Below are 24,747 nucleotides of genomic sequence, written 5' to 3'. Positions count from 1 at the left end.
GGAAGCCCCCGGCCTGCCCACCGCCCTGTACCGCCGACCACGACGGTACGCCCCGGCCAGGCCACCCGGGTATCCGTACGGATACTCAGTTCCCTTGCCACTCGGCCGAACTACGACTCCCCCACCCCGCACCCCACCGATCCGCCAGAACCCCACACAACCACCCCACGCCGCGGACGCCCGAAGCTGCGGGACGTCCGCACGGCAGGGTCAGGGCTTGCGGAGGCGCAGGCCGATCAGGCCGAGGCCGCAGCCGATCAGGCCCAGGCCGACACCCAGCGGGAGTTGGAGGGTGGAGGCGTCGTGCCAGCGGGCGGGGAGGACGGTGGGGGCGGCCGGGGCGGCCTGGTTGGTGACGGCGGCCGGGGTGTCCGCGGCGTCCTCGGCCGGGGCCGGGGTGTCCGAGGTGCCGGGGTCGGGGTCGGGGTCGGCGGCGGGCTGGTCGACCCCGGGTGCCTGCTCCGGAGGCTGCTCCGGAAGCCGCTCCGGCGCCTGCTCCGGCACCTTCTCCGAGGGCTGCTCCGGCGCCTGCTCGGCGGCCTGGTCGGGCGCCTGCTCCGGAGCGAGGTCGGCCCGCTCGGGTGCCGCGAACCGGTGGCGGCGGACCCGCGCGTCCCGGTCGTCCGGGCGCGGGTGAGCGACCGGCCGCTCCGGCGGCGCGGCAGCCGGGGTGGCGGGGGTGGCGGGAGACTCGGACGTCCGCACGGGCGTCGATCTCGGGGCCGGCCCCGCCCACCGGGAGGTGCCCGGCCCCTGCGGGCTCGGCGCCGCCCCCGCCCCGGGAGCGGCGACGGCCAGCGTCACGGCGGCCAGCGGAAGTGCGAGCCCGAGCATGGTCGCCGTCACCAGCCGGCGGCCTCGGGTACGGCGACGAAGCGAAGCGGCGGGCAGCGGCCCGAGGAGCGCGTGCATTGGTGCGGCCACGGTCGGAGTCCTTCCGACGGCCGACCGCGCGGGGCGGGGTCGGCGGCGGGACAGCTCCGGACCAGCCTCACACAATCCGACAATCGAGGCATTTCGGGCTCAGGTCACCCGTACGCCCCGAACCCGGCTCAGGCCCGCAGCACCACCTTGCCGACCTGCTCCCCTGCCTCCAGCACCCGGTGCCCGGCCCCGGCGTCGGTCAGCGGCAGCACGCGGTCGATCACCGGCCGGACCACCCCGGACTCGACCAGCGGCCAGACGTGCTCCCGCACCGCCGCCACGATCGCCGCCTTCTCCGCGAGCGGACGCCCGCGCAGGTTGGTGGCGACGACCGCGCCGCGCTTGCGCAGCAGCGTGTTGAGGTCGAGCTCGCCCTTCACCCCGCCCTGCAGTCCGATGATCACCAGCCGCCCGTTGACGGCCAGCGCGTCCACGTTCCGCTGGAGGTACCTGGCGCCCATGATGTCCAGGATCACGTCCGCCCCGGCCCCGTCGGTGGCTTCCCGGAGGGCCTCGACGAAGTCCTGCTCGCGGTAGTTGATCGCGATGTCGGCGCCGAGCTCGACGCACCGGGCGAGCTTCTCGGCGCTGCCCGCCGTGACCGCCACCCGGGCGCCGACGGCCTTGGCCAGCTGGATCGCCATCGTCCCGATGCCGCTGGCGCCGCCGTGCACCAGCACCGTCTCGCCGGGCCGCAGGTGGGCGGTGAGGAACACGTTGGACCACACCGTGCAGGCCACCTCGGGCAGCGCGGCGGCCTCCTCGAAGCCCAGCCCCTTGGGCAGCGGCAGCAGCTGCCCGACCGGCACGGCCACGCGCTGCGCGTATCCGCCGCCCGCCAGCAGCGCGCACACCTCGTCGCCGACGGCCCAGCCGGAGACGCCCGGCCCGAGGGCGGCGATCCGCCCGGAGCATTCGAGCCCGGGGTAGCTCGACGCGCCGGGCGGCGGGTTGTAGAAGCCCTGCCGCTGGAGCAGGTCGGCGCGGTTGACGGCGGTGGCCGCCACCTCGACCAGGACCTCGCCCTCGCCGAGCTCCGGGTCGGGCACCTCGGCCCAGACGAGAGCCTCGGGGCCGCCGGGTACGGGAATCGTCATCGCATGCATGCCCCCGAACCTACTGCGCGTCAGTCCTCGCCGGAGGCAGCGGCCGCGCCGGTCCTCGGTCTCACGGGCCGCGCCCGGGTGACCGGCGGTTCCATCACGCGCAGGACGCGCCCAGCCGGCTCACGGAGTCGCCAGCAGCTCCACGAGGTCCCCGGCCGCCGCGCCACCGGGCGGGACGACGGCGAGCGCCTCGGCCCGCGCGAGGCCGCGCAGCATGGCCGGCCCGTCGAAGGCGAGCGGCACGACACCGTCGGCGGTGCGCCGGACGGGCACCAGCCGGGTGTCCGTCGGGTGCCCGGGCAGGTCGACGGCGGCGGGTGCGGGGGCCGGTCCGCCGGCGGACCGGCCGCTGCGGGCGTGCAGCAGCGGCAGCGCGAGGGTGACGGTCCCGGCGACGGCGGCCAGCGGGTTGCCGGGCAGGCCCACCAGGTGGCGCGTGCCGGGGAGTTCGGCCGAGGGGAGTTCGGCGAGCAGCATGGGGTGGCCGGGCCGGATGGCGACGCCGTCGACGAGCAGTCGGGCACCGGCCTCGACGAGTGCGCGGTGCAGGAAGTCGACCGGGCCGGCGGCGGTCCCGCCGGTCGTGACGACGACGTCGGCGGTGGAGTGCCGGAGGGCGTCCCGGAGCAGGCCGAAGTCGTCGCGTACGGCGCGGACTTCGACCACCTCGGCGCCGGAGGCTCGCAGCCAGGGCGGCAGCAGCGGGCCGAGCGCGTCCCGGACCAGGCCCGGCCCGGGCACCCCGGAGGCGAGCAACTCGTCGCCGAGGACGAGCAGTTCGACGACCGGGCGGCGGCGGACCACGAGCCGGTCGTGGCCGCTGGCGGCCGCCAGGCCGAGCACGGCCGGGCCGACCGGGGTGCCGCCGGGCAGCAACGCCTCACCGCGGCGGCACTCCTGGCCGCGCGGGCGGACGTCCTGACCGGTGGTCAGCGGCCTGGGGCCGCAGTCGCGCAGCAGCGTGCCGTCCGTCGTGCCGTGTTCGCGGCGCAGGACGGCGGTGGCGCCGTGCGGCAGCTGGGCACCGGTGGCGATCTCGACGGCGGTGCCGTCGGTCAGCGGCGCCACCGCGGCCTGGCCGGCCAGCAGCCGCCCGGCCACCCGCCAGGGGCCCGGCCCGGCGACGGCCCAGCCGTCCATCGCGGAGGTGTCGAAGGCGGGCAGGTCGGTGAGGGCGGTGAGCGGTTCGGCGAGGGTGTGGCCGAGGGCGGCGGCGAGCGGCAGGCCGACCGGCGGCAGCGGGCGCAGCCCCGCCCGGCGGGCGGTCTCGCGGGCCTGCGACCAGGCCATGACGCCGGGTGCGGTCACCGCGGGCTCCTTGACGTCGTACTCGACGGCGCTCACGGCTCGCCCGGCCCGGCGGCGGCGCTCCAGCGCTCGGCGAGCACGGCGGTGCGCCGGGCGGCCTCGGCGACGGCCTCCGGGCCGCCGCCCTGCTGGGCGGCGGCGTAGCCGATCAGGAAGGCGGTCAGCGGCGCGGCCGGCCGGGCCACCCCGTGTGCGACCACCCGGGCGAGGTCCAGCAGGCCTCGGACGTCGACGTCCAGGTCGATGCCCAGGTCGGCCCGGACTTCCGCGATCCAGTCATCCAGCGTGCGCTCCATGCGCCCCATGCTGCCTGATCGGCGGTTTCCCCGGGATGTTCACCCCATGTGCACGGCGCATCGTTTCGCTCACAGGCCTCTGTTCGCACGGTGAGGACGCGCGGGAGCGCCCTACCCCCGGTCGCGTTCCCGGGCCTGTTCGAGGTCCTCCCAGGTGTCGCAGTCGTACGCGACGTTGTCGGTGTCCGCGACCAGCAGCCGGGGGAGGCCGCCGACGAGGCGGCGCAGCGGGAGGCCGGCCGGGTCGCCGAGGGCGGCCAGGGCGGTGCGCAGGGCGGCGGTGCGGTAGGCGGCGGCGAGCGGCTGGTCGCGGCCGCCGGCGTCGACCAGGACGGCGGCCTGGACGGCCGGGCCGGCGTCGTCGAGGGCGGTGGCGAGCCGGTCGACGGTCCTCCGGTCCAGGAACGGCAGGTCGGCGGCGAGCAGCAGGACGGTCTCGGCGGTGACGAGGTCGAGCCCGGCCGCGACGGCGGCGACCGGCCCGCCGCCGGGCGGCTGCTCGCGGGTCCAGCGGACGCCGGTGCGGGCGGTGGGCCGGGCCGGGCCGACCACGACGGTGGTGTGGGCGCCGGTGCAGGCGGCGAGGACCCGGTCGAGCAGGGTGGTCTCGCCGACGGTCAGCCCGGGCTTGTCGGCCCCGCCGAGGCGCCGGGCGGCCCCGCCCGCCGGAACGATCACGTCGTACGGCGTCATGCGGCCAGTATCCGCCCTAGTCGGCCGCGCCTTCCGCGGTCCCCGCCTCCGTGGCACCGGCCTCTGTGGCCCCGCCCTCCTCCGCCGACTCCACCGACTCCACCGACGCGCTTGACGCGCGGGCGCCCGGTGTCCGGCGAGCACCCGGTCCACGCCGAGGTCGGCGATCCGTCCGAGGTTGTGCCCCCAGGTGACACGCTGCACGGGTGTGGTGTCGCCGGTCCAGATGTGGGTGCCGTTGTACAGGCGGCCGGATGTGCGGAAGGCGCGCCCGGAGGGGGCGCGCCTTCCGGCGAGCGTCGACGACGGGGCCCGCCTGCGGTGGTCAGCAGAGGGGCCCGGTCGAAAAACCTTCGGCTCAGCGCCTCTTCACGCCCCGCAGCCGGGCCACCCGGTCGGAGATGCCCCAGGAGGTCACCCGCCACAGCGCCTCGACCACGATGTTGCGGCTCATCTTGGACGCGCCCAGCTCGCGCTCGACGAAGGTGATCGGCACCTCGGCCACCTTGAACCCGGCCTTCACGGTGCGCCAGGCCAGGTCGACCTGGAAGCAGTACCCGGCCGAGGCCACCTCGTCCATGCCCAGCCCGAGCAGCGTCTCCTTGCGGAACGCCCGGTAGCCGCCGGTGACGTCCCGGATCGGCACGCCGAGCATCAGGCGCGAGTACGTCGAGCCGCCGCGGGACAGCAGCAGGCGGGACTTCGGCCAGTTCACCACGCGGCCGCCGGGCACCCAGCGCGAGCCGAGCACCAGGTCGGCGCCGCGCAGCGCGCCCAGCAGCCGGTCCAATTCCTCGGGCTGGTGCGAGCCGTCCGCGTCCATCTCGACGAGGACGTCGTAGCCGTTGTCGATGCCCCAGCGGAAACCCGCGAGGTAGGCGGCGCCCAGGCCCTCCTTGCCCTTGCGGTGCATGACGTGCACGTGGGCGTCCTCGGCGGCGAGCTTGTCGGCCAGTTCGCCGGTGCCGTCGGGGCTGTTGTCGTCGGCGACCAGGACGTGCGCCTCGGGCACCGAGGCGCGGACCCGGCCGACGATCCGCTCGACGTTCTCCGCCTCGTTGAAGGTCGGAATGATCACCAGCACCTTGCCGAGGTCAGCAAAACGCGGCTGGTTCACGGTCACGTACAAACCTCTCGGCCGATGGCGGGAGTGCCGGTCACCGTCGCCCGCTCCTCGGAACGCCGCGCCCGTCGGCGGCCCGCCGACGTGGTGACCGCGGCGGAAACTGCTGCGCACGGTGGAAACTAATGCGTCCTGGCATCCTACTACCGCGTCTGTGCACCGCCGGTCCGACCACGGCACTCCCACGGGACGCCCGCCGTTTCCCCTCAGGTGACGCGGTTCGGCTAGGGTCGTTGCCCTGTCTCGGCCCGGACCGCCCGCACGCCGGGCCCGTGTCCCGGCGATCCGGCAACACCCGCACAGGAGCGAAGGAGTAGGACCTCGCGCATGGACCGGCTCGTCAACACCGTCCGCCCGTACGCCTGGGGGTCGGTCACCGCCCTCCCCGAACTGCTCGGACGGGAACCCACCGGCGAACCGCAGGCCGAGCTGTGGATGGGCGCCCACCCCGGTGACCCGTCCCGCGCCGACCGGGGCGACGGACCGCAACGGCTGGACGAGCTCATCGCCGCCGACCCGGAGGGCGAACTCGGCGCCGCGGCCGTCGCCCGCTTCGGCCCCGCCCTGCCGTTCCTGTTCAAGATCCTCGCGGCGGGCATTCCGCTGTCCATCCAGGCCCACCCCACACTCGACCAGGCCCGGGCCGGCTTCGCCGCCGAGAACGCCCTCGGCATCCCGCTGGACGCCCCCGAGCGGAACTACCGCGACGCCAACCACAAGCCCGAACTCGTCTGCGCGCTGGGCGAGTTCGAAGGCCTCTGCGGGTTCCGCCCGGCCGCCGAGGCGGCCGGGCTGCTGGCCGGGCTCGCCGTCCCGGGGCTCGACCCGATCATCGACCTGCTGGCCGCCGAGGACGAGTCCGAGGCGCTGCGCAGCGCCCTGGCCGCGATCCTCACGATGGACGACGGGACCGCCGAGAAGACCATCCGGGAGACCGCCGAGGCGCTGGCCCTCACCGGTCCGTACGGCGACTACGCGCCCTACCGCCGGATCGCCCGGGATTTCCCCGGCGACCGCGGGCTGATCGCCGGGATCCTGCTCAACCACGTCCGGCTCCGAGCCGGCGAGGCGCTCTACCTCGGCGCCGGCGTGCCGCACGCCTATCTGCACGGCGTCTGCGTCGAGCTCCAGGCCAACTCCGACAACGTCCTGCGCGCGGGGCTCACCCCGAAGCACATCGACGTGCCCGAGCTCATGAAGGTGGTCGTGTTCGAGGCGGGCGCCCCCGCCGTCCTCCACCCCGCCCCGGTGCCCGGCACCCCCGGCGAGGATCTCTACCCCGTGCCGATCGACGAGTTCCGCCTGTCCCGCTTCGTCCTGGACGGCACCGACCGCGAGATCGACGGCCGCACCCCCCAGATCCTCCTCTGCACCGCCGGCTCCGCCCGCCTCACCGCCCCGGACGGCACCGCCCTCACCCTCGCCCGCGGCGAGTCGGCCTTCCTCCCCGCCACCGGCACCCCCACCCGCCTCTCCGGCAGCGCGACCACCCTCTTCCGCGCCACCGTGACCCTCTGACGCCACGGGCCCCGGGGCCCGCCCCCGTCAGTCGCGGGTCATGTCGACGAAGCGGGAGTAGTGGCCCTGGAAGGCGACGGTGATGGTGGCCGTCGGGCCGTTACGGTGCTTGGCGACGATCAGGTCGGCCTCGCCGGCGCGAGGGGACTCCTTCTCGTAGGCGTCCTCGCGGTGGAGCAGGATGACCATGTCGGCGTCCTGCTCGATCGAGCCGGACTCGCGCAGGTCCGAGACCATCGGGCGCTTGTCGGTGCGCTGTTCGGGGCCACGGTTCAGCTGGGAGAGCGCGATCACCGGGACCTCCAGCTCCTTGGCCAGCAGCTTGAGGTTCCGGGACATGTCCGAGACCTCCTGCTGGCGGTTCTCGGCCCGACGGGAGCCGCCGGACTGCATCAGCTGGAGGTAGTCGATGACGATCAGCTTGATGTCGTTGCGCTGCTTGAGCCGACGGCACTTGGCGCGGATCTCCATCATCGACAGGTTCGGCGAGTCGTCGATGAACAGCGGCGCCTCGCTGACGTCCGGCATCCGGCGGGCGACCCGGGTCCAGTCGTCGTCCGTCATGTTCCCGGAGCGCATGTGGTGCAGCGCCACCCGGGCCCTCGGCGGAGAGCAGGCGCATGGCGATCTCGTTGCGCCCCATTTCCAGCGAGAAGATCACGCTCGGCAGCTTGTTGTGGATCGAGCAGGCCCGGGCGAAGTCCAGCGCGAGGGTGGACTTACCCATGGCGGGGCGGGCCGCGATGACGATCATCTGGCCGGGGTGCAGGCCGTTGGTGAGCTGGTCGAAGTCGGCGAAGCCGGTCGGGACGCCGGACATCTGGCCGTTGCGGGAGCCGATCGCCTCGATCTCGTCGAGGGCGCCCTCCATGATGTCGGCCAGCGGCGCGTAGTCCTCGTTGGTGCGCTGCTCGGTGACCGCGTAGATCTCCGCCTGCGCCGAGTTGACGATCTCGTCGACGTCGCCCTCGGCCGCGTAGCCCATCCCGGCGATCCGGGTGCCGGCCTCGACCAGGCGGCGCAGCACCGCGCGCTCGTGGACGATCTGGGCGTAGTACTCGGCGTTGGCGGCGGTCGGGACGGAGTTGACCAGGGTGTGCAGGTACGGGGCGCCGCCGACGCGCTGGAGTTCGCCGCGCTTGGTGAGCTCGCCGGCCACGGTGATCGGGTCGGCCGGCTCGCCGCGGGCGTACAGGTCGAGGATCGCGCCGTGGATCATCTCGTGCGCGGGCCGGTAGTAGTCGGCGGGCTTGAGCACCTCGACGACGTCGGCGATGGCGTCCTTGGACAGCAGCATGCCGCCGAGGACGGACTGTTCGGCGGCGAGGTCCTGCGGGGGGACGCGCTCGAAGCCGTCGCCGCCGGAACGCTCGTCGTCGCGGCGGTCGCGGCCGCCGTCGCGCTGGCCGTCACGCTGGAAGCCGTCGCGCCGGCCGCCGTCCCGCTGACCCTTGCCGCCCTGGAAGCCGCCGCCCCGCTGGAAGCCGTCCCGGCCGCCGCCCTGACCGGCACCGCGCCCGCGGGGGACCGGCAGCCGGTCGCCGGGGCCGTCCGGGAACGGCGCGTCGTCGAAGGCGCCGGCGGGGAAGGGGTCTTCGGCGGTCTGCCAGTCCTCCTCCGGCGGCGGGGCGTCGTGGTCGTCGTACTGGGGGCCGGTCACGCGTGTTCCCCGATCAGCGAGTGGTGCGAGTTGGAGCGCGTCTTGCCGGGTCGGCTGCGCTCCTCTTTGTACGGCACCGCACCGACAAATCGGACGCCGAGGCGGGTGGGAGTGTCGGACGGAGGGCCCACGCTAAGGCGCCGGACGCCGTTCGGCCAAGACGGTTATCCACAGGGGGTGTGGACGAGGGGCCCGGGGCTGTGGAGAACTGCGGCAAACCTGTGGACACCCCTGTGGAAGACCCTGTGGATAAGCACACCATCGGTCCACCGTCACCCTGCTGACCTGGGATTACCTCTTCCGGGGCCTGTGTATGAGAAATTCTTCACACGCCACCGAGTGGCTGTGAACACACCGCGGGCCGAGCGCGCCGCTCAAGATTTCGAGTAATGGACACAGGCGACTAGCAGTCATTACCTGTGGATGAGTAGCCTGGAGCCCATGACCGCCACCTCCACAGACGCCGGAAGACGCCGGCACGACCGGGAGATCCTCGCCCTGGCGATCCCGGCCTTCGGCGCCCTGGTCGCCGAGCCGCTCTTCCTGATGGCCGACTCGGCGATCGTCGGCCACCTCGGCACCTCGCAGCTGGCGGGCGTCGGCGTCGCCTCCGCCGCGCTCACGTCCGTGACGGGCGTGTTCGTCTTCCTGGCCTACGCCACCACCGCCGCCGTGGCCCGCCGGATCGGCGCCGGGGACCGCCGGGCGGCCGTCCAGCAGGGCATCGACGGCATCTGGCTGGCCCTCGCCCTGTCCACCGCGGTGGTCGCACTCACCCTGCTGCTGGCGCCCCAGGTGGCGGACGTCCTCGGCGCCTCGCAGACGGCCACGCCCTACGCGGTGACGTATCTGCGGATCAGCGCCCTGGGCATCCCGGCGATGCTCATGGTGATGGCCGCCACCGGCGTGCTGCGCGGTCTCCAGGACACCCGTACGCCGCTGCTGGTGGCCGTGGCGGGCTTCACCGCCAACATCGCCCTGAACGTCGGCCTGGTGTACGGGGCCGGGCTCGGGGTGGCCGGCTCGGCCTGGGGCACCGTGCTGGCGCAGACCGGGATGGCCGCGGCATACGTGGCCGTCGTGGTCCGCGGGGCCCGCCGGGAACACGCGTCGCTGCGGCCGGACGCGGCCGGCATCCGGGCCGGCGCCAAGGCGGGCGGCCCGCTGCTGGTCCGGACGATCAGCCTGCGGGCGGTGCTGATGCTCGCCACCGCCGTGGCCGCCCGGCTGGGCGACGACGAGGTGGCCGCGCACCAGATCACCATGACCCTGTTCAGCTTCCTGGCCTTCGCGCTGGACGCCATCGCGATCGCCGGCCAGGCGATCATCGGCCGCTACCTGGGCGCCTCGGACGTCCCGGGGGCGAAGGCCGCCACCCGGCGGATGGTCGAGTGGGGCATCGGCTCCGGCGTGGTGCTCGGCCTGCTGGTGGTGGTCGCGCGCCCGCTGTACGTCCCGCTGTTCACGCCCGATCCGGCCGTGCAGGCGCAGCTGGACACCGCCCTGCTGCTGCTCGCGCTCAGCCAGCCGGTGTCCGGCCTGGTCTTCGTGCTGGACGGCGTGCTGATGGGCGCCGGGGACGGCCCGTACCTGGCCTGGGCGGCGATCGCCACGCTCGCGGTGTTCGCCCCGGCGGCCCTCGCGGTGCCGGCCACCGGCGCCGGGCTGGCCGGGCTGTGGTGGGCGATGAACCTGTTCATGCTGGTCCGCGGCGCCTTCCTGGTGTGGCGCGCCCGCGGCGGCAAGTGGCTGGTGACCGGGGCCGTCCGAGGCTGAAAACGCCAGGGGCCGAACGTCAGGACATCAGAGGCCGAACAACGACCGAGGGCCGGACTCCGCGGAGGAGTCCGGCCCTCGGGCCACTGCTACGAAGCTCAGGCGGCGACGACGGCGACGTCGAGGTTGGCCTGGACATCGGCGTGCAGCTTGACCGAGACCTTGTGGGTGCCCACGGTCTTGATCGGCGAGGCGATCGCGACGGCGCGCTTGTCCACAGCCGGGCCACCGGCGGCCTTGATGGCCTCGACGACGTCGGCCTGGGTCACCGAACCGAACAGGCGGCCGGCCTCACCCGAGCGGACGGCCAGCTTGACCTGGACGCCCTCGAGCTTGCCCTTGACCTCGTTGGCGGCCTCGAGGGTCTGGATCTCGTGGATCTTGCGGGCGCGACGGATGGCGTCGACGTCCTTCTGGCCACCCTTGGTCCAGCGGATGGCGTAGCCACGCGGGACCAGGTAGTTGCGGGCGTAGCCGTCCTTGACCTCGACGACCTCGCCGGCGGAGCCGAGACCCGGCACCTCGTGCGTGAGGATGATCTTCATTACTCGGTCACCCTCTCTTAGCGCGCGGTGCTGGTGTAGGGCAGCAGCGCCATCTCACGGCTGTTCTTCACGGCCGTGGCGACGTCACGCTGGTGCTGGGTGCAGTTGCCGGTGACCCGGCGGGCACGGATCTTGCCGCGGTCGGAGATGAACTTCCGCAGCAGGTTCGTGTCCTTGTAGTCAACGTAGTTGACCTTGTCCTTGCAGAAGACGCAAACCTTCTTCTTCGGCTTGCGAGCAGGCGGCTTCGCCATTGTGTGCTCCATTTGGGGTTCACGGCCCGGCGGGCGTCGTCCGACGCCTGCGGCCGGGCCGCACGAAATCTGTCAGCTCTTAGAACGGGGGCTCTTCCGAGAAGCCGCCACCGGACGGGGCACCCCAGCCGCCGCCCTGGTTGCCACCGGACGGGGCGCTGGACGCCCACGGGTCGTCGGAGGGGCCGGACTGGCCGCCGGAGCTACCGCCCCAGCCGCCCTGCTGGCCGCCACCGCCGCTCCAACCGCCCTGCTGGCCGCCACCCTGCTGGCCGCCGAAGCCGCCGCCGGGGCCGCCGGACCGGTTGGCCCGGGTGACCTTCGCGGTCGCCGAGCGCAGGCTCGGGCCGACCTCGTCGACCTCGACCTCGAAGACCGTCCGCTTCTCGCCTTCCTTGGTCTCGTAAGACCGCTGGCGCAGCCGGCCCTGCACGATGACGCGCATGCCGCGCTGAAGCGACTCGGCCACGTTCTCCGCCGGCTGCCGCCAGACGTTGCACGTGAGGAAGAGGCTCTCGCCGTCCTTCCACTCGTTCGTCTGACGGTCGAAGGTGCGGGGGGTGGACGCGATGCGGAACTTCGCGACCGCCGCACCCGACGGGGTGAAGCGCAGCTCGGGGTCGTCGACGAGATTGCCGACGAGGGTGATGACGGTCTCGCCTGCCATGGTGGTGATGACCTCTCGGGAAGATGTCCGTTCACCGCTGTTTCACGTGAAACAGCGGACGCGAGCTACCCGAGACCCGAAGGCCTCAGAGGTGGCTCAGTGGGTGTCCGGGCGCAGGACCTTGGTCCGCAGAACCGACTCGCTCAGGCCCATCTGGCGGTCGAGCTCCTTGACGACCTCAGGCGTGGCCTTCAGGTCGATGACCGAGTAGATGCCCTCGGACTGCTTGTTGATCTCGTAAGCCAGACGGCGACGACCCCAGGTGTCGACCTTCTCCACCTTGCCGCCGGCGTTGCGGACGACGGTGAGGAAGTTCTCGATCAGGGGGGAGACAGCGCGCTCCTCGACCGAGGGGTCGAGGATGACCATCACCTCGTAGTGACGCATGGGTAACCCACCTCCTTTGGACTCAACGGCCACGGTCTCTCCGTGGCAGGAGGGTTGTGCAGCGTCGGCACCGGAGCAGTGACGACACGGCCCACCGTAGCGGCCGGGTCCGACAGTCGGGCCCCACTCGCCCGGAACGGGCGGTCGCCCCGGAAGAGGGCGCAAGGGGGCACAACTACACCAGTGCAGACGGCACAGCCTACCCGCACCCGTACGGCCGAACAAAACGCATAGGGGTTGTGAGACCTGTCCAACCGCCGCAATCTGGACGGAACGGGATTCCTGCCCGTTCGTCTCCACGCCAGGAGGTGGGACACATGGCCCAGTCCGTCCAACGCATGCCCGCCCTCACGCTCAACACCGACGGCCACCCGCACCCGCGGGAGAACACCCTGGTCGCGCTGACCGCCCTGCTGGGCACGATCGCCTTCACGACCTCGTTCTTCCACAACCTGCACATCCTGACCTCGTGGACGGGCCTGTTCGGCATCGTCACGGGGCTCTGGGGCATGTTCATCTCGGTCACCACCGCCGAGCGCTTCGTCCTGATGATCACGCTCGGCGCCTCCGCCATCGGCTTCTATCTGGGCATCGCCCGCGGTGGCCTCTGGGGCTGAGCCCACCCACCCGTCCAGGAACCCTCGGCGCCCCCGTCACGTATCTGCTTGAGGACAGGTACGCACGGGGGCGCCGTCGCGCCCGCACCGGCGGGGGCCAGGGCCCCGGACGATAAGGTCACCCCGAGAACCCGGGGCCACCACAGCCCGACCGACGAGGAGCACCGATGAGCCTGCGCCTGAGGACGATCACCCGCGAGGAGCACCTCGCCTTCATCAGGAGCCGCGCCTCGGCCAGCCACATGCAGGTGCCGGCCTGGGGTGACGTGAAGGCCGAGTGGCGTTCCGAGTCGATCGGCTGGTTCGACGACGCCAACCAGCTCGTCGGCGCCGGCCTGGTGCTCTACCGCCAGCTGCCGAAGGTCAAGCGCTACCTCGCCTACCTGCCGGAGGGCCCGGTCATCGACTGGTTCGACCGGGACCTCGACCGCTGGCTCTCCCCGATGCTCGCGCACCTCAAGTCGCAGGGCGCGTTCTCGGTGAAGATGGGCCCGCCGGTGGTCATCCGCCGCTGGAACGCCCCCACCATCAAGGAGGCCATCGCCGCCAAGCAGGCCAAGCGCCTGCGCGACATCGAGGCCGACTGGTACGAGCCGCGCGCCTTCGAGGTGGCCGACCGGCTGCGCAAGGCCGGTTGGCTGCAGGGCGAGGACGGCGGCGCCGGCTTCGGCGACGTCCAGCCCCGCTACGTGTACCAGGTGCCGCTGGCCAACCGCTCGCTGGACGACATCCAGAAGGGCTTCAACCAGCTCTGGCGCCGCAACATCAAGAAGGCCGAGAAGAGCGGCGTCGAGGTCGTCCAGGGCGGCTACGACGAGCTGCCGATCTTCCACCAGCTGTACCTGGTGACCGCCGAGCGCGACAAGTTCATGCCGCGCCCGCTGTCCTACTTCCAGCGCATGTGGAAGGCCCTCAACTCCGAGGACCCGAACCGCATGCGGCTCTACATCGCCTACCACGAGGGCGAGCCGCTGGCCGCGACCACGATGCTCGTGGTCGGCGAGCACGTCTGGTACTCCTACGGCGCCTCGGCCAACCACAAGCGCGAGGTCAAGCCGTCGAACGCCGTCCAGTGGCGGATGATGCGCGACGCCTACGCCCTCGGCGGCGGCGTGTACGACCTGCGCGGTATCTCCGACACCCTGGACGAGAACGACCACCTGTTCGGTCTGATCCAGTTCAAGGTCGGCACCGGCGGGCAGGCGGCCGAGTACCTCGGCGAGTGGGACTTCCCGCTCAACAAGCTGCTGCACAAGGCCCTCGACCTCTACATGTCCCGCCGCTGAGGAGGCTGACCCGATGACGCTGTCGCTCTACCTCGAGACCGAACGCTGGCGCGCCCACCAGCGCTCCGTCCTGGCCGAGTTCCCCGGTCTGGTGCCGGTCGCCAAGGGCAACGGCTACGGCCTGGGCAACCACCGGCTGGCCGAGGAGGCGACGCTGCTCGGCACCGGGGTGCTGGCCGTCGGCACCGCGTACGAGGCGGCCGACGCCGCCGAGTGGTACGGCGGCGAGCTCCTGGTGCTCACCCCGTACCGGGTCGGCGAGGAGGTGCTGCCGCTGCCGCACGCCCGGGTGATCCGGACGGTGGCGAGCCTGGACGCGCTGCGCGCGCTGCCCGGCGCCCGGGTGGTGCTGGAGTGCATGACCACCATGCGCCGGCACGGCGTGGGCGCGGCCGACCTGAAGGCGGCCGCCGCCGAACTGGAGGGCGTCTCCTTCGAGGGCCTGGCGCTGCACCTGCCGATGGACCGGCCGGACGGCTCCAGCCCGGTCGAGGAGGTGGCGTACTGGGTGGACACCGCCCGGGCGGCCGGGGTGCCGGTGCACACCGTGTTCGTCAGCCACCTCGGCGCGGCCGGCATGGACGAGCTGGCCCGGCGCTACCCGGACACCGTCTTCCGGGCCCGGATCGGCACCCGGCTCTGGCTGGGCGACCACGGTGCGCTGGAGGTCCGGGCGACGGTGCTGGACGTCACCCGGGTGAAGAAGGGCGAGCGCTACGGCTACCGCCAGCACCCGGCGCCGTCCGACGGCCACATCGTGGTCGTCGCCGGCGGCACCGCGCACGGCATCGGCCTGGAGGCGCCCAAGTACGTCCAGGGCATGTCCTCGCGGGCCAAGGGCATCGCCCGGGCCGGCCTGGCGACCGTCAACAAGACCAAGTCGCCGTTCCACTGGGCGGGCAAGCAGCTGTGGTTCGCCGAGCCCCCGCACATGCAGGTCTCGCTGCTCTTCCTGGACGGGGAGACCAAGCCGCCGGTGATCGGCGACGAGCTCGGCCTCCAGGTCCGCCACACCACCACGCACTTCGACCGCGTGGTGGACCGCTGACGGCTCACGCCTTCTCGGCCGGCTCCGGCAGCTCGGGCTCCCTCAGCCAGTGCTCGGGGCCGGCCGGCGCGTAGGCGGCGTAACTCTCCTCCTCGCGCAGCCGCCGGGCGGTGCCGACCACGAACACGTCCGGGGCGTGGTCGAGCACCCCGCCGGACGGGTCGTCGCTGCCGTCCCAGCGCACCGGGTCGCGGTCCGGCAGCAGGATGTCGCGGACCACCAGGCCTACCAGGTACAGCGTGCCGAGCAGGTGCAGCACGATCGCGAAGTGGTACCAGGCCTCGCCGATCCCGTGCTGCTTGGGCCCGACGACGAAGCCCAGGTGGGACCAGATGCCCAGGGTGTACAGCACCTCGCAGGCCTGCCAGATCAGGAGGTCCCGCCAGCGCGGCCGGGCCAGCACCGCGAGCGGCAGCAGCCAGAGCGCGTACTGCGGTGAGTACACCTTGTTCACCAGCACGAACAGGGCGACCACCAGGAAGGCCAGCTGCGCGAAGCGCGGGCGGCGGGGCGCCGAGAGCCCCAGCCACGTGATGGCCAGGCAGCCGAGCACCATCAGCGCCGCGATGTAGGCGTTGAGGTGCTCCAGCCCGACCCCGCGGTTCTGCATCACGATCAGCCAGAACGAGCCGTAGTCCTCGGCGCGGTGGTTGCTGAAGACGTAGAAGGTCGACCAGCCCTGCCAGTTGGCCAGCATGATGGGCAGGTTGACCAGCAGCCAGGCGCCGGCCGCGCCGCCCAGCACCGCGCGGAACTCGCGCCACTTGCCGGCCCGCCAGCACAGCACCAGCAACGGGCCGATCAGCAGCAGCGGGTAGAGCTTGGCGGCGGTGGCCAGGCCGATGAAGACACCGGCCCGGAACGGCCGGGAGCCGGCCCACCACGCCATCGCGACCGCGGCCAGCGCGACCGCGAGCAGGTCCCAGTTGATCGTGCCGTTCAGCAGCAGGACGGGCGCGAGCGCGAACAGCAGCGCGTCCCAGGGGCGGCGCCGGTGGGTGCGCGAGAGCGCCACCGCGGCGACCACCGCGCAGGCCATCAGCAGGCCCGCGTTGATCGCCCAGAACCACTGCTCCTGGTCCTGCTGGCTGCCGCCGCCCGGCGTCAGCCAGGCCGCGACCTGCATGAACAGGCCGGTCAGCACCGGGTATTCGAGGTACTGGAGGTCCCCCGAGGTGCCCGGGATGCGATCCACGTACGGGTGCAGCCCGGCCGCGAAGCCGCGGCCGGAGAACAGGTGCGGGATGTCGCTGTAGCAGGCGTGGATGTACTGCGGCGAACCCGGCTGGAACCAGGCCTGGTTGTAGCAGGGCAGGTCGCGCACCATGCCGAGCACCGAGACCACGATGACCACGAGCGCCAGGAAGCGCGCCGGGATCCACCAGGAGACGCCCAGCAGCGCCCGGCGTCCGGGCGGGCCGCCGATCACCTCGCTACCGGCCGCCGCCACCGGGTCCTCGTCGGCCGGGACCACCACGGTGTTGGGTGGCGGACCGGCCGTGGCGCCGGGCGCCGGGACCGGCCCGACGGCGTCGCTGGGCCCGGTCAGGCCGGCGGATTCGTCAGGAGCGCTCGACGTCATGCCGGACATCCTGCCGCACCCGCCCCGCTCCGACGAGGAGGAGGCCCCCGCAACGGGCCCGCCCGGGCCGCCGTGCATCACGACGAAACGGCGGTGGCGGCCCTCCGGAGAGGACCGCCACCGCCGTTTCCGCCGGTGTCCGGCTCGGGTTAGGGCACCGAGCCCTGGGCGCCGCCCGTCGTGGTGGACGACGGGGTCGGCTTGCCGGGCTTGGTCGGCGGCGTGGTGTCCGTCGGGGTCGCCGTGGGCTGCGAAGTCGGGCACAGGATCGGCAGGCAGCTGGGCGTCGGACCCGGGCGGGTCCTGGTCGGCACGGTCGGCTGCGGGGCCGGGCAGTCCACGCCCGGGACGCAGGCGCCCTGGGTCGGCGCCGGCGGCTGCGGCTTGTCGGGCTGGGGCTGAGTGCCGGTCGGCTGGGCGGCGGTGGCCGACGGGGCCGCGGTCGTGGTCTGCGTGGCGGTGGCGGTCGGGGAGGCCGGGGCGCCCGAGGAGTCCACCTCGGAGCCGATCGACGTCGGCGACGGGAAGTCCATCTTCTTCTCGTTCGCCAGCGCGGCCTTCATGTAGCGGGTGAAGACGTCGGTCGGGATGTCGCCACCGTGGACGGACTCCTTGCCGCCGGTGCCGTTGAGCGAGAGCCGCTCGTGCTTGGTCGGGTCCTCGCGCCACATCGCGACGCTGGTGACCAGCTGCGGGGTGTAGCCGACCCACCACGCGGACTTGTTCTGGTCGGTGGTACCGGTCTTCCCGGCCACCGGACGGCCCAGCGCGTTGCTCTTCGAACCGGTGCCGTTCTTCGCCACGTTCACCAGCACGTCGGTGACGTTGTCCGCGACGGCCTGCTCCAGTGCCTGCTTGCCCTCGGGCTTCGCGAAGCCCGGCCGCTCCACGCCGTTCACCTCGACCTTGGTCACCGAGTAGGGCTCGGCCTCCTTGCCGCTGGCGGCGAACGTCCCGTAGGCGGTGGCCATGCGGATCGGGCTGATGGTCGAGGTGCCGAGCGGGAAGGTCGGGGTCTTCGGGTCGGCCAGGCTGTCCTTGCGGATGCCCAGCTGTACCGCCATGTCGGCCACGTTCTGGCCGCCGACGTCCTGGTTGAGCTGGACGAACGGCACGTTGTACGACCACTGCATGGCCTGCCGCAGCGAGACGTAGCCGCGCTTGCCGGCGTCCTCGTTCTTCTGCCGGTAGGGCTTGCCGTCGTCGCCGATCACCAGCGAGCCGTCCGGCTTGCGGATCTCGGACATGTCGTCGGAGAGGTAGCGGCTGTCGGCGTTGATCCGCTTCGGCTTGCCGTCGTCCTTCGCGGTCTGGACGCCGACCTGCATCGCGGTGGCCAGTACGAAGGGCTTGAAGGTCGAGCCGACCTGGACGCCCTTGGCGTCGGCGTTGTTGTCGAAGTGGCCGTTCTCCACGCCGTCACCGCCGTAGAGGGCGACGATGGCGCCGTCGCCGGGGCGGATGCTGGCGGAGCCGAACTGGATGAACTTGTCGTTGTCAGGGCGCTTCTGCGGGTCGAGCGTCTCGGCCTTGACGTCGTCGACGGCCTTCTTCAGGGCGTCGACCTTGTCCTTCTCGAAGGTGGTGTAGACCTTCAGGCCGCCCTTGTCGATCACCTGCTGGGTGATCGTCGGGTCCTTGGTGGCGATGTACTTGTTGACGGTGTCGACCAGGTAGCTGATCTCACCGTTCATGTTGCTGGAGGTCTTCGGCGGGACCGGGTCCGGGAACGTGGTGCACTTGGCGCGCTCCTCGGGGGTGGTGTTGTGGGTCTCCACCATCCGGTCGAGGATCCACTTCCACCGGTCCTCGGCGCGCGGCTTGTTGGCCGGGTTGGTGGGGTCGAAGTACGTCGCGCCCTTCAGCAGACCGGCCAGCATGGCGCTCTGGCAAAGGTTGAGGTCCTTCGCGTCGACCCCGTAGTACGCCTGCGCGGCGGCCTGGGCGCCGTTCGCGCCGCGGCCGAACCAGCTGGTGTTGAGGTAGCCCTTCAGGATGTCGGGCTTCTCCATCTTCTGGTTGATCTTCAGCGTGATGAAGAACTCCCTGATCTTGCGGGTCAGGGTCTGTTCCTGGCTCAGGTACGCGTTCTTCACGTACTGCTGGGTGATCGTCGAGGCGCCCTGGGTCTGGCCGCCCTTCGCCATGTTGTAGACGGCGCGGAGCATGCCCTTGGGGTCGATGCCGTTGTCGGTGCGGAAGGTCTCGTTCTCCGCGGAGATCACGGCGTTCTGCAGGTTGGGGCTGATGTCGTTGAGTTCGACGATCTGACGGTTGGTCTCGCCCTTGCGGGTCATCTCCGTGCCGTCTGCCCAGTAGTAGATGGTGTTCTGGTCCTTCACCAGGTCCTTGAGCTGCGGGATCTCGGTGGTCTGGTAGAGGTAGAAGGCCCCGCCGACGCACGCCGCGAAGCACACCAGGAACGCGGTCAGCCACTGGCGCCAGGACGGCAGCCAGCGGCGCACGCCGGTCTTGCCGTGGCGCGGGTAGTCGATGAAGCGCTTCTTGCCCGGGTCGGCAGCGGCGGCGGCCGCGGCACCGCGCCGGCCGCCCTTGCCGTTCTTCTGCCCGGCCTTGCGCATCTCGGCACGGGTCATCCGCGGCTGCTGAGCGGTGTCACGCATACCCGGGGGGCGGCGCCGGCCGAGCCCCTGCGAGCTCAGCTCGTCGCCCCCGGGCCCACCCCGGCGGCCTCCGTCACCCGGGGGCTGTTGCCCTTCGCCGCCCGGGTTGGGCGTCCTCCGCCGTCGTTCGCTCATGTTCCAGCTACTCCTCGCCAGGCGGTTCCAGCCTGAAGGCAGGGTTCACGTCCGATGCCCGCCAACCGCCCTTCCCGGAGGTGGTCCTCGTGCACACGCGAAAGCGTACGCAGCCGAGAAGTACAACTAATCGGATATAAGCGGCCAATGACCACAAAACGGCGACAGATCATTACACGCCCGTTGCCAACCATCCCCGCGCGTCGGCTTGTGATCACATTCACGCGTGCCCCCCTTGCCCCTTCGGAGGGCCAGGTTTACTGTTCTCGATATATCGAGCCGATACATCGAAGCGGCATACCGCCGAACACGGCGCGGGACAGCGACCTGAGGGAAGGAGGACGACGGCATTGGGCAGACGCTCAGGAGTGCTGGAGTTCGCCGTTCTCGGCCTGCTCCATGACGCCCCGATGCACGGGTACGAGCTGCGCAAGCGGCTCAACGTCCTGCTCGGCTCGTTCCGTGCCTTCTCCTACGGAACGCTCTACCCCTGTCTGAAGAGCCTGGTCGCCCAGGGTTTCCTGGTCGAGGACAACCCGGACGTCGAGTACGTCCCGGCGACGGCGCTCAACGGCAAGCGGTCCAAGATCGTCTACCGGCTCTCCCCCGAGGGCAAGCAGCGCTTCGAGGAACTGCTCGCCGACTCCGGCCCCGACGCCTGGGAGGACGAGCACTTCGGCGTCCACTTCGCGTTCTTCGGCCAGACCGACCGGGCGGTGCGGATGCGCGTCCTGGAGGGGCGCCGCAGCCGGCTGGAGGAGCGCCTGGAGCGGATGCGCAACTCGCTGGCCCGGGCCCGCGAACGGTTCGACGACTACACCGTCGAGCTGCAGCGGCACGGACTGGAGTCGGTGGAGCGCGAGGTCCGGTGGCTCAACGAGCTGATCGAGACCGAGCGGGCCAACCGCACCGGCCGGACCGGGCCCGCCACCGGCGGGAACACCACCGCCGTACCCCCCAAGACTTCGGACGGCCGTGGCCGGGAGAGCGGGTCCCCGGACCCGCCCGGGCCACCGTACGACCGCCCGGGGCGCTCCGCCCAGGAGCGCTGACACCGCGTCAGCCCTGTGCCACGCGGCAGGAGTGGGCGCCTCGCGCCCGTACAAGCAGTCATCGAAGAAGCAGGACGAGCGCCGTCGACCCCGGCGGTGCTCATGAGATCACAGGGAGCAACCGGAATGGGTTCGGTTCGCGTAGCCATCGTGGGCGTGGGCAACTGCGCCGCGTCGCTGGTGCAGGGTGTCGAGTACTACAAGGACGCCGACCCGGCCGGCAAGGTCCCCGGGCTGATGCACGTCCAGTTCGGTGACTACCACGTCCGTGACGTGGAGTTCGTCGCCGCGTTCGACGTCGACGCCAAGAAGGTCGGCCAGGACCTCGCGCACGCCATCACGGCGTCCGAGAACAACACCATCAAGATCTGCGACGTGCCGCCGACCGGCGTCACCGTCCAGCGCGGCCACACCCTCGACGGCCTGGGCAAGTACTACCTGGAGACCATCGAGGAGTCGGACGAGGCCCCGGTCGACGTCGTCCAGGCGCTCAAGGACGCCCAGGTCGACGTCCTGGTCTGCTACCTGCCGGTGGGCTCCGAGAAGGCCGCCAAGTTCTACGCCCAGTGCGCCATCGACGCCAAGGTCGCCTTCGTGAACGCCCTGCCGGTGTTCATCGCGGGCACCAAGGAGTGGGCGGACAAGTTCACCGAGGCCGGCGTGCCGATCGTCGGTGACGACATCAAGTCCCAGGTCGGCGCCACCATCACGCACCGCGTGATGGCCAAGCTGTTCGAGGACCGCGGTGTCATCCTCGAGCGCACCATGCAGCTGAACGTCGGCGGCAACATGGACTTCAAGAACATGCTGGAGCGCGACCGCCTGGAGTCCAAGAAGATCTCCAAGACCCAGGCCGTCACCTCGCAGATCCGCGACCGTGAGCTGGGCGCCAGGAACGTCCACATCGGCCCGTCGGACTACGTGGCCTGGCTGGACGACCGCAAGTGGGCGTACGTCCGCCTGGAGGGTCGCGCGTTCGGCGACGTCCCGCTGAACCTGGAGTACAAGCTCGAGGTCTGGGACTCCCCGAACTCCGCCGGTGTCATCATCGACGCCCTGCGCGCCGCGAAGATCGCCAAGGACCGCGGCATCGGTGGCCCGATCCTGTCGGCCTCCTCGTACTTCATGAAGTCCCCGCCGGTCCAGTACTTCGACGACGAGGCCCGCGAGAACGTCGAGAAGTTCATCCGCGGCGAGGTCGAGCGCTGAGCGCAGCGAGGTTCGCGACTGTCGGATGCTGAGCGCTAAGCCTTGAGCGCCGAGCTTGCTCGGCACTGACGGTTCATAACCGCGCATAGCGCCCCGGAAGGGCCTGTGATCATGGGCGGTTTCTAGTGGTCGTTGCAACACGTGGTCGGTTGTCTAGGCCGCGAGGAGTTTAGCCAGACGCTCGGCTGGGGTTTCCCAGCCGAGCGTTTTGCGTGGGCGGCGGTTGAGCTGGTCGGCGACGGCGGCCAGGTGCTCGGGCGTGTGGACCGACAGGTCGGTGCCCTTGGGGAAGTACTGCCGCAGCAGGCCGTTCGTGTTCTCGTTGGAGCCGCGCTGCCAGGGACTGGCCGGGTCGCAGAAGTAGACCGGGATGTCGGTGGCCAGGCTGAACTCCGCGTGCCTGGCCATCTCGCTGCCCTGGTCCCAGGTCAGGGACCGCTTCAGCTGGACCGGGAGTGTCCGGGCGGTGGCCACTAGGGCGTCGCGGACGGTCTCGGCGGTGTGGTCGCCGGGCAGGTGCAGCAGCATCACGTAGCGGGTCGAACGCTCGACCAGGGTGCCGATCGCGGACTTGTGCTCCTTGCCGAGGATCAGATCGCCCTCCCAGTGGCCGGGGACGGCCCGGTCCTCGGCCTCGGCGGGGCGCTCGCTGATCATGACCATCGGGTCGGTGAAGCGGGAACGCCGGCAGTTGGCCTGCCGCTGGGGCCTGCGGCGGGCCCGGCCTGAGCGCAGGGCACCGGCGAGCTCGCGCCGCAGCTCGCCGCGGCCCTGGACGTAGAGCGCCTGGTAGACGGTCTCGTGGACCACGTGCATCTCCGGCCGGTCGGGGAACTGTCGACGTAGAGCGTGGCAGATCTGCTCCGGGCTCCACTGCTCGTCCAGCATCGCCTGGACGGCGGCGTGCAGCTCGGGGTTCTCGGTGATCTTGCGGGCCTTGGGGCGGGGCCGGCGAGCGTCCGCCCTGGCCTGGGCGGCGTGCGGACGGTAGTGCCACTGCCCGCGAGTGCCCTCGGTGCGGTTGCGGCGGATCTCCCGGCTGATGGTGGACGGACTGCGGCCCAGCTCCGCGGCGATGGCCCGCACGGTGGCCTTCTCCCGCAGCCGGTCGGCGATGTGGATCCGCTCGTCCTCGCTCAGATACCGGGAGACACCGGAAGGCGGCACCACCATGCGAATCGGTGGTGCCGCCTTCTGCCGCTGCTCGGCTCCGCGGCCGTGACGCCACTTCTGGCCGGTCCGGCGGGCGATGCCGACGATCCGGCACGCCTCGGTGTTCGTGTAGCCCTGCTGCATGAGCCGGGAGTATGCCTCCCGTTCCCGGCGCAGCTTCACAGGCCCCTGGGCCGTCCGGTCCTTGCGGATCTCGAAGTCCAATGCATCCCCTGAACTGGGGTGTTGCCACGACTCCTAGAACCCAAGATGAGATCGCGGGCCCTTCACCGTTTCCCGGCGAATGTTTCACGTGAAACAGCGCCCGGTTCCGTGGCACTCTGAGCGAGTGGCGATCACCGAGAACGGCAGCACCCACCAGTCCGCGCGGCGTGCCACGCTTCTCGGGCTGCTCCGCGGCCGCGACTTCCGGCGGCTGCTGACCGCCCGGGTGCTCTCCCAGCTCTCGGACGGCGTCTTCCAGGTCTCGCTGGCCGCCTACGTCGTGTTCTCCCCGGAGAAGCAGTCCTCCCCCGCCGACATCGCCTCGGTGCTGGCCGTGATGCTGCTGCCGTTCTCGGTGATCGGCCCGTTCGCCGGTGTACTGCTGGACCGCTGGCGACGCCGCCAGGTGCTGTACATCGGCAACCTGGCCCGCTTCGGGCTCGGCCTGGCCACCGGGGCCCTGCTGCTGGCGGAGGCGCCCACCTGGCTGTTCTTCGCCTCGGCGCTGCTGGTCACCGCGCTCAACCGGTTCATCCTGGCCGGCCTCTCGGCCGCCCTGCCCCGGGTGGTGCGCCAGGAGCAGCTGGTCACCGCCAACGCCCTCTCGCCCACCCTCGGCACCGTCGCCGCCGCCCTGGGCGGGGGCATCGGCTTCCTGCTGCACCAGTTGATGTCCCCCGGGCCGAAGGCGGACGCCGCGCTGGTCACGGTGGCCGCGCTGCTGTACCTGTCGGCCGCGCTGGCCGCTCGCCGGATGGACCGCGACCTGCTCGGCCCCGAGCACCACGGCGACCGCCCTGCACTCGGCCAGGCCCTGGTCCGGGCCGCGGTCGAGCTCGGCGCCGCGCTCCGCCACCTGGTGCGGGACTGCCGGCCGGCGGTGCACGCGCTGGCCGCCGTCACCGCGGCCCGGTTCTGCTACGGCGTGCTGATCGTGGTCGTCGTCATGCTCGCCCGGTACACGTTCAACAGCCCGACCGACAGCGCGGCCGGGCTGGTCACCCTCGGGCAGGCGGTCGGCCTGTCCGCCGCCGGGTTCTTCATCGCCGCACTGATCAGCCCGTGGAGCACCCGCCGGCTCGGCCTGGCCGGCTGGATGACCACCTGCCTGGTGGCGCCGGTGGTCTTCGTCCCCGCGCTGGGGCTGAGCTTCGCGCTGGTGCCCTGCCTGGCGGCCGCGCTGCTGCTCGGGGTGGTCACCCAGGGCACCAAGATCTGCGCGGACACCGTGGTCCAGGAGTCGGTCGAGGACGACTACCGCGGCCGGGTGTTCGCCATCTACGACGTGCTGTTCAACGTGGCCTTCGTGGCCGCCGCCCTGGTCACCGCCCTCGTGCTGCCGCTGTCCGGACGGTCGGCCGCGGTGGTCGTGGGGGTCGCGGCCGTGTACGCGGTGGCGGCGGTCCTCTACTTCCGGGCGGCCCGGCGGTACGGGCCGCTTCCCGGTGACCGGATCTCCTGAAGGCCCGTGGGGCCGCCTCGGAACGGGTGGCGTCCGACAGAGTCGCTAAGGTACGTCAGACCTGTCGGAGCGACAGCACTTGGTCTCGGGGGACAATC

The 24,747-nt window shown here is 71.9% G+C and carries 20 protein-coding genes and 2 pseudogenes; 8 read left to right on the top strand and 14 right to left on the bottom strand.

The features are described from left to right. Window positions 1-210: 210 nt before the first annotated feature. From F7Q99_RS13295 to F7Q99_RS13270, 6 genes and pseudogenes are all read right to left on the bottom strand, one after another. On the bottom strand, window positions 211-924 hold the full coding sequence (locus F7Q99_RS13295; RefSeq protein ID WP_153461408.1) for a hypothetical protein: 714 nt from the start codon (window positions 922-924) through the stop codon (window positions 211-213). 128 nt (window positions 925-1,052) lie between these two features. After that, window positions 1,053-2,030, bottom strand: a complete 978-nt coding sequence (locus F7Q99_RS13290; protein WP_153461406.1) for an NAD(P)H-quinone oxidoreductase — start codon at window positions 2,028-2,030, stop codon at window positions 1,053-1,055. 120 nt (window positions 2,031-2,150) lie between these two features. Next, window positions 2,151-3,320, bottom strand: coding sequence for a molybdopterin molybdotransferase MoeA (locus tag F7Q99_RS13285; RefSeq protein ID WP_153466138.1), 1,170 nt, complete (start codon window positions 3,318-3,320; stop codon window positions 2,151-2,153). A 50-nt stretch (window positions 3,321-3,370) separates the two neighbouring features. Beyond that, window positions 3,371-3,653, bottom strand: a pseudogene (locus F7Q99_RS13280) (DUF6457 domain-containing protein); the annotation flags it as partial. A 92-nt stretch (window positions 3,654-3,745) separates the two neighbouring features. Beyond that, window positions 3,746-4,327: a molybdenum cofactor guanylyltransferase gene (mobA, locus tag F7Q99_RS13275; RefSeq protein WP_153461402.1), complete on the bottom strand. Its 582-nt coding sequence runs from the start codon at window positions 4,325-4,327 to the stop codon at window positions 3,746-3,748. Between the two features lie 358 nt (window positions 4,328-4,685). After that, entirely contained in the window at window positions 4,686-5,450 is a 765-nt protein-coding gene (locus tag F7Q99_RS13270; RefSeq protein ID WP_326846614.1) for a polyprenol monophosphomannose synthase, read from the bottom strand. A 327-nt stretch (window positions 5,451-5,777) separates the two neighbouring features. Between F7Q99_RS13270 and manA the strand changes: the two genes are divergently transcribed. Beyond that, on the top strand, window positions 5,778-6,968 hold the full coding sequence (manA, locus tag F7Q99_RS13265) for a mannose-6-phosphate isomerase, class I (RefSeq protein ID WP_153461398.1): 1,191 nt from the start codon (window positions 5,778-5,780) through the stop codon (window positions 6,966-6,968). A gap of 27 nt (window positions 6,969-6,995) precedes the next feature. Here the strand turns inward: manA and dnaB are convergent. Next, window positions 6,996-8,502, bottom strand: a pseudogene (dnaB, locus tag F7Q99_RS13260) (replicative DNA helicase). A gap of 567 nt (window positions 8,503-9,069) precedes the next feature. On the opposite strand from dnaB, the gene F7Q99_RS13255 reads away from it, so the two are divergent. Continuing rightward, window positions 9,070-10,404 carry an MATE family efflux transporter gene (locus tag F7Q99_RS13255; RefSeq protein WP_153461396.1) on the top strand — a complete coding sequence of 445 codons (1,335 nt, stop codon included), beginning with the start codon at window positions 9,070-9,072 and terminating at the stop codon, window positions 10,402-10,404. Between the two features lie 98 nt (window positions 10,405-10,502). On the opposite strand, the gene rplI is transcribed toward F7Q99_RS13255, so the two are convergent. From rplI to rpsF, 4 genes are all read right to left on the bottom strand, one after another. Then, window positions 10,503-10,949: a 50S ribosomal protein L9 gene (rplI, locus tag F7Q99_RS13250; RefSeq protein WP_153461394.1), complete on the bottom strand. Its 447-nt coding sequence runs from the start codon at window positions 10,947-10,949 to the stop codon at window positions 10,503-10,505. 17 nt (window positions 10,950-10,966) lie between these two features. Beyond that, the gene (gene rpsR / locus F7Q99_RS13245) at window positions 10,967-11,203 is read right to left on the bottom strand and encodes a 30S ribosomal protein S18 (protein ID WP_030304537.1); all 237 of its coding nucleotides are present in this window, start codon (window positions 11,201-11,203) and stop codon (window positions 10,967-10,969) included. A 79-nt stretch (window positions 11,204-11,282) separates the two neighbouring features. Beyond that, the gene (locus F7Q99_RS13240) at window positions 11,283-11,870 is read right to left on the bottom strand and encodes a single-stranded DNA-binding protein (protein ID WP_153461392.1); all 588 of its coding nucleotides are present in this window, start codon (window positions 11,868-11,870) and stop codon (window positions 11,283-11,285) included. Between the two features lie 96 nt (window positions 11,871-11,966). Continuing rightward, window positions 11,967-12,257, bottom strand: coding sequence for a 30S ribosomal protein S6 (gene rpsF / locus F7Q99_RS13235; RefSeq protein ID WP_063348486.1), 291 nt, complete (start codon window positions 12,255-12,257; stop codon window positions 11,967-11,969). A gap of 317 nt (window positions 12,258-12,574) precedes the next feature. Between rpsF and F7Q99_RS13230 the strand changes: the two genes are divergently transcribed. From F7Q99_RS13230 to F7Q99_RS13220, 3 genes are all read left to right on the top strand, one after another. Then, window positions 12,575-12,874 (top strand): hypothetical protein, encoded by a 300-nt coding sequence (locus tag F7Q99_RS13230; RefSeq protein ID WP_153461391.1) that lies wholly within the window; start codon window positions 12,575-12,577, stop codon window positions 12,872-12,874. 167 nt (window positions 12,875-13,041) lie between these two features. Beyond that, window positions 13,042-14,160: a lipid II:glycine glycyltransferase FemX gene (locus F7Q99_RS13225; protein WP_153461390.1), complete on the top strand. Its 1,119-nt coding sequence runs from the start codon at window positions 13,042-13,044 to the stop codon at window positions 14,158-14,160. Window positions 14,161-14,173: 13 nt separating this feature from the next. Then, a complete protein-coding gene (locus F7Q99_RS13220; protein WP_153461389.1) occupies window positions 14,174-15,208 on the top strand; it encodes an alanine racemase in 1,035 nt (344 codons plus the stop codon). A 4-nt stretch (window positions 15,209-15,212) separates the two neighbouring features. Here the strand turns inward: F7Q99_RS13220 and F7Q99_RS13215 are convergent, their stop codons facing one another. Together F7Q99_RS13215 and F7Q99_RS13210 are read right to left on the bottom strand one after the other, a co-directional pair. Beyond that, window positions 15,213-16,790, bottom strand: a complete 1,578-nt coding sequence (locus tag F7Q99_RS13215; protein WP_153461388.1) for a glycosyltransferase family 87 protein — start codon at window positions 16,788-16,790, stop codon at window positions 15,213-15,215. Window positions 16,791-16,939: 149 nt separating this feature from the next. Further along, window positions 16,940-19,387, bottom strand: coding sequence for a transglycosylase domain-containing protein (locus F7Q99_RS13210; protein WP_195911055.1), 2,448 nt, complete (start codon window positions 19,385-19,387; stop codon window positions 16,940-16,942). A gap of 512 nt (window positions 19,388-19,899) precedes the next feature. Between F7Q99_RS13210 and F7Q99_RS13205 the strand changes: the two genes are divergently transcribed. Beyond that, window positions 19,900-20,601 (top strand): PadR family transcriptional regulator, encoded by a 702-nt coding sequence (locus F7Q99_RS13205; RefSeq protein WP_153461386.1) that lies wholly within the window; start codon window positions 19,900-19,902, stop codon window positions 20,599-20,601. 126 nt (window positions 20,602-20,727) lie between these two features. Further along, a complete protein-coding gene (locus tag F7Q99_RS13200) occupies window positions 20,728-21,810 on the top strand; it encodes an inositol-3-phosphate synthase (protein ID WP_153461385.1) in 1,083 nt (360 codons plus the stop codon). A 153-nt stretch (window positions 21,811-21,963) separates the two neighbouring features. Here the strand turns inward: F7Q99_RS13200 and F7Q99_RS13195 are convergent, their stop codons facing one another. Further along, window positions 21,964-23,187, bottom strand: coding sequence for an IS30 family transposase (locus tag F7Q99_RS13195; RefSeq protein WP_153460101.1), 1,224 nt, complete (start codon window positions 23,185-23,187; stop codon window positions 21,964-21,966). A 124-nt stretch (window positions 23,188-23,311) separates the two neighbouring features. Between F7Q99_RS13195 and F7Q99_RS13190 the strand changes: the two genes are divergently transcribed. Continuing rightward, on the top strand, window positions 23,312-24,649 hold the full coding sequence (locus F7Q99_RS13190) for an MFS transporter (RefSeq protein ID WP_326846613.1): 1,338 nt from the start codon (window positions 23,312-23,314) through the stop codon (window positions 24,647-24,649). The last annotated feature ends 98 nt before the right edge of the window (window positions 24,650-24,747 follow it).

The sequence above is a fragment of the Streptomyces kaniharaensis genome, from assembly GCF_009569385.1.
Lineage (GTDB): Bacteria > Actinomycetota > Actinomycetes > Streptomycetales > Streptomycetaceae > Kitasatospora > Kitasatospora kaniharaensis.
This window is presented reverse-complemented; position numbering and strand designations above follow the sequence as displayed.

Excerpts from the sequence above, each read along its gene's own strand:
- F7Q99_RS13290 (WP_153461406.1), bottom strand. The coding sequence starts at position 2,030 with ATGCATGCGATGACGATTCCCGTACCCGGCGGCCCCGAGGCTCTCGTC.
- F7Q99_RS13285 (WP_153466138.1), bottom strand. The coding sequence starts at position 3,320 with ATGGCCTGGTCGCAGGCCCGCGAGACCGCCCGCCGGGCGGGGCTGCGC.
- mobA (WP_153461402.1), bottom strand. The coding sequence starts at position 4,327 with ATGACGCCGTACGACGTGATCGTTCCGGCGGGCGGGGCCGCCCGGCGC.
- manA (WP_153461398.1), top strand. The coding sequence starts at position 5,778 with ATGGACCGGCTCGTCAACACCGTCCGCCCGTACGCCTGGGGGTCGGTC.
- F7Q99_RS13255 (WP_153461396.1), top strand. The coding sequence starts at position 9,070 with ATGACCGCCACCTCCACAGACGCCGGAAGACGCCGGCACGACCGGGAG.
- rplI (WP_153461394.1), bottom strand. The coding sequence starts at position 10,949 with ATGAAGATCATCCTCACGCACGAGGTGCCGGGTCTCGGCTCCGCCGGC.
- rpsR (WP_030304537.1), bottom strand. The coding sequence starts at position 11,203 with ATGGCGAAGCCGCCTGCTCGCAAGCCGAAGAAGAAGGTTTGCGTCTTC.
- F7Q99_RS13240 (WP_153461392.1), bottom strand. The coding sequence starts at position 11,870 with ATGGCAGGCGAGACCGTCATCACCCTCGTCGGCAATCTCGTCGACGAC.
- rpsF (WP_063348486.1), bottom strand. The coding sequence starts at position 12,257 with ATGCGTCACTACGAGGTGATGGTCATCCTCGACCCCTCGGTCGAGGAG.
- F7Q99_RS13230 (WP_153461391.1), top strand. The coding sequence starts at position 12,575 with ATGGCCCAGTCCGTCCAACGCATGCCCGCCCTCACGCTCAACACCGAC.
- F7Q99_RS13225 (WP_153461390.1), top strand. The coding sequence starts at position 13,042 with ATGAGCCTGCGCCTGAGGACGATCACCCGCGAGGAGCACCTCGCCTTC.
- F7Q99_RS13220 (WP_153461389.1), top strand. The coding sequence starts at position 14,174 with ATGACGCTGTCGCTCTACCTCGAGACCGAACGCTGGCGCGCCCACCAG.
- F7Q99_RS13215 (WP_153461388.1), bottom strand. The coding sequence starts at position 16,790 with ATGACGTCGAGCGCTCCTGACGAATCCGCCGGCCTGACCGGGCCCAGC.
- F7Q99_RS13210 (WP_195911055.1), bottom strand. The coding sequence starts at position 19,387 with ATGACCCGTGCCGAGATGCGCAAGGCCGGGCAGAAGAACGGCAAGGGC.
- F7Q99_RS13200 (WP_153461385.1), top strand. The coding sequence starts at position 20,728 with ATGGGTTCGGTTCGCGTAGCCATCGTGGGCGTGGGCAACTGCGCCGCG.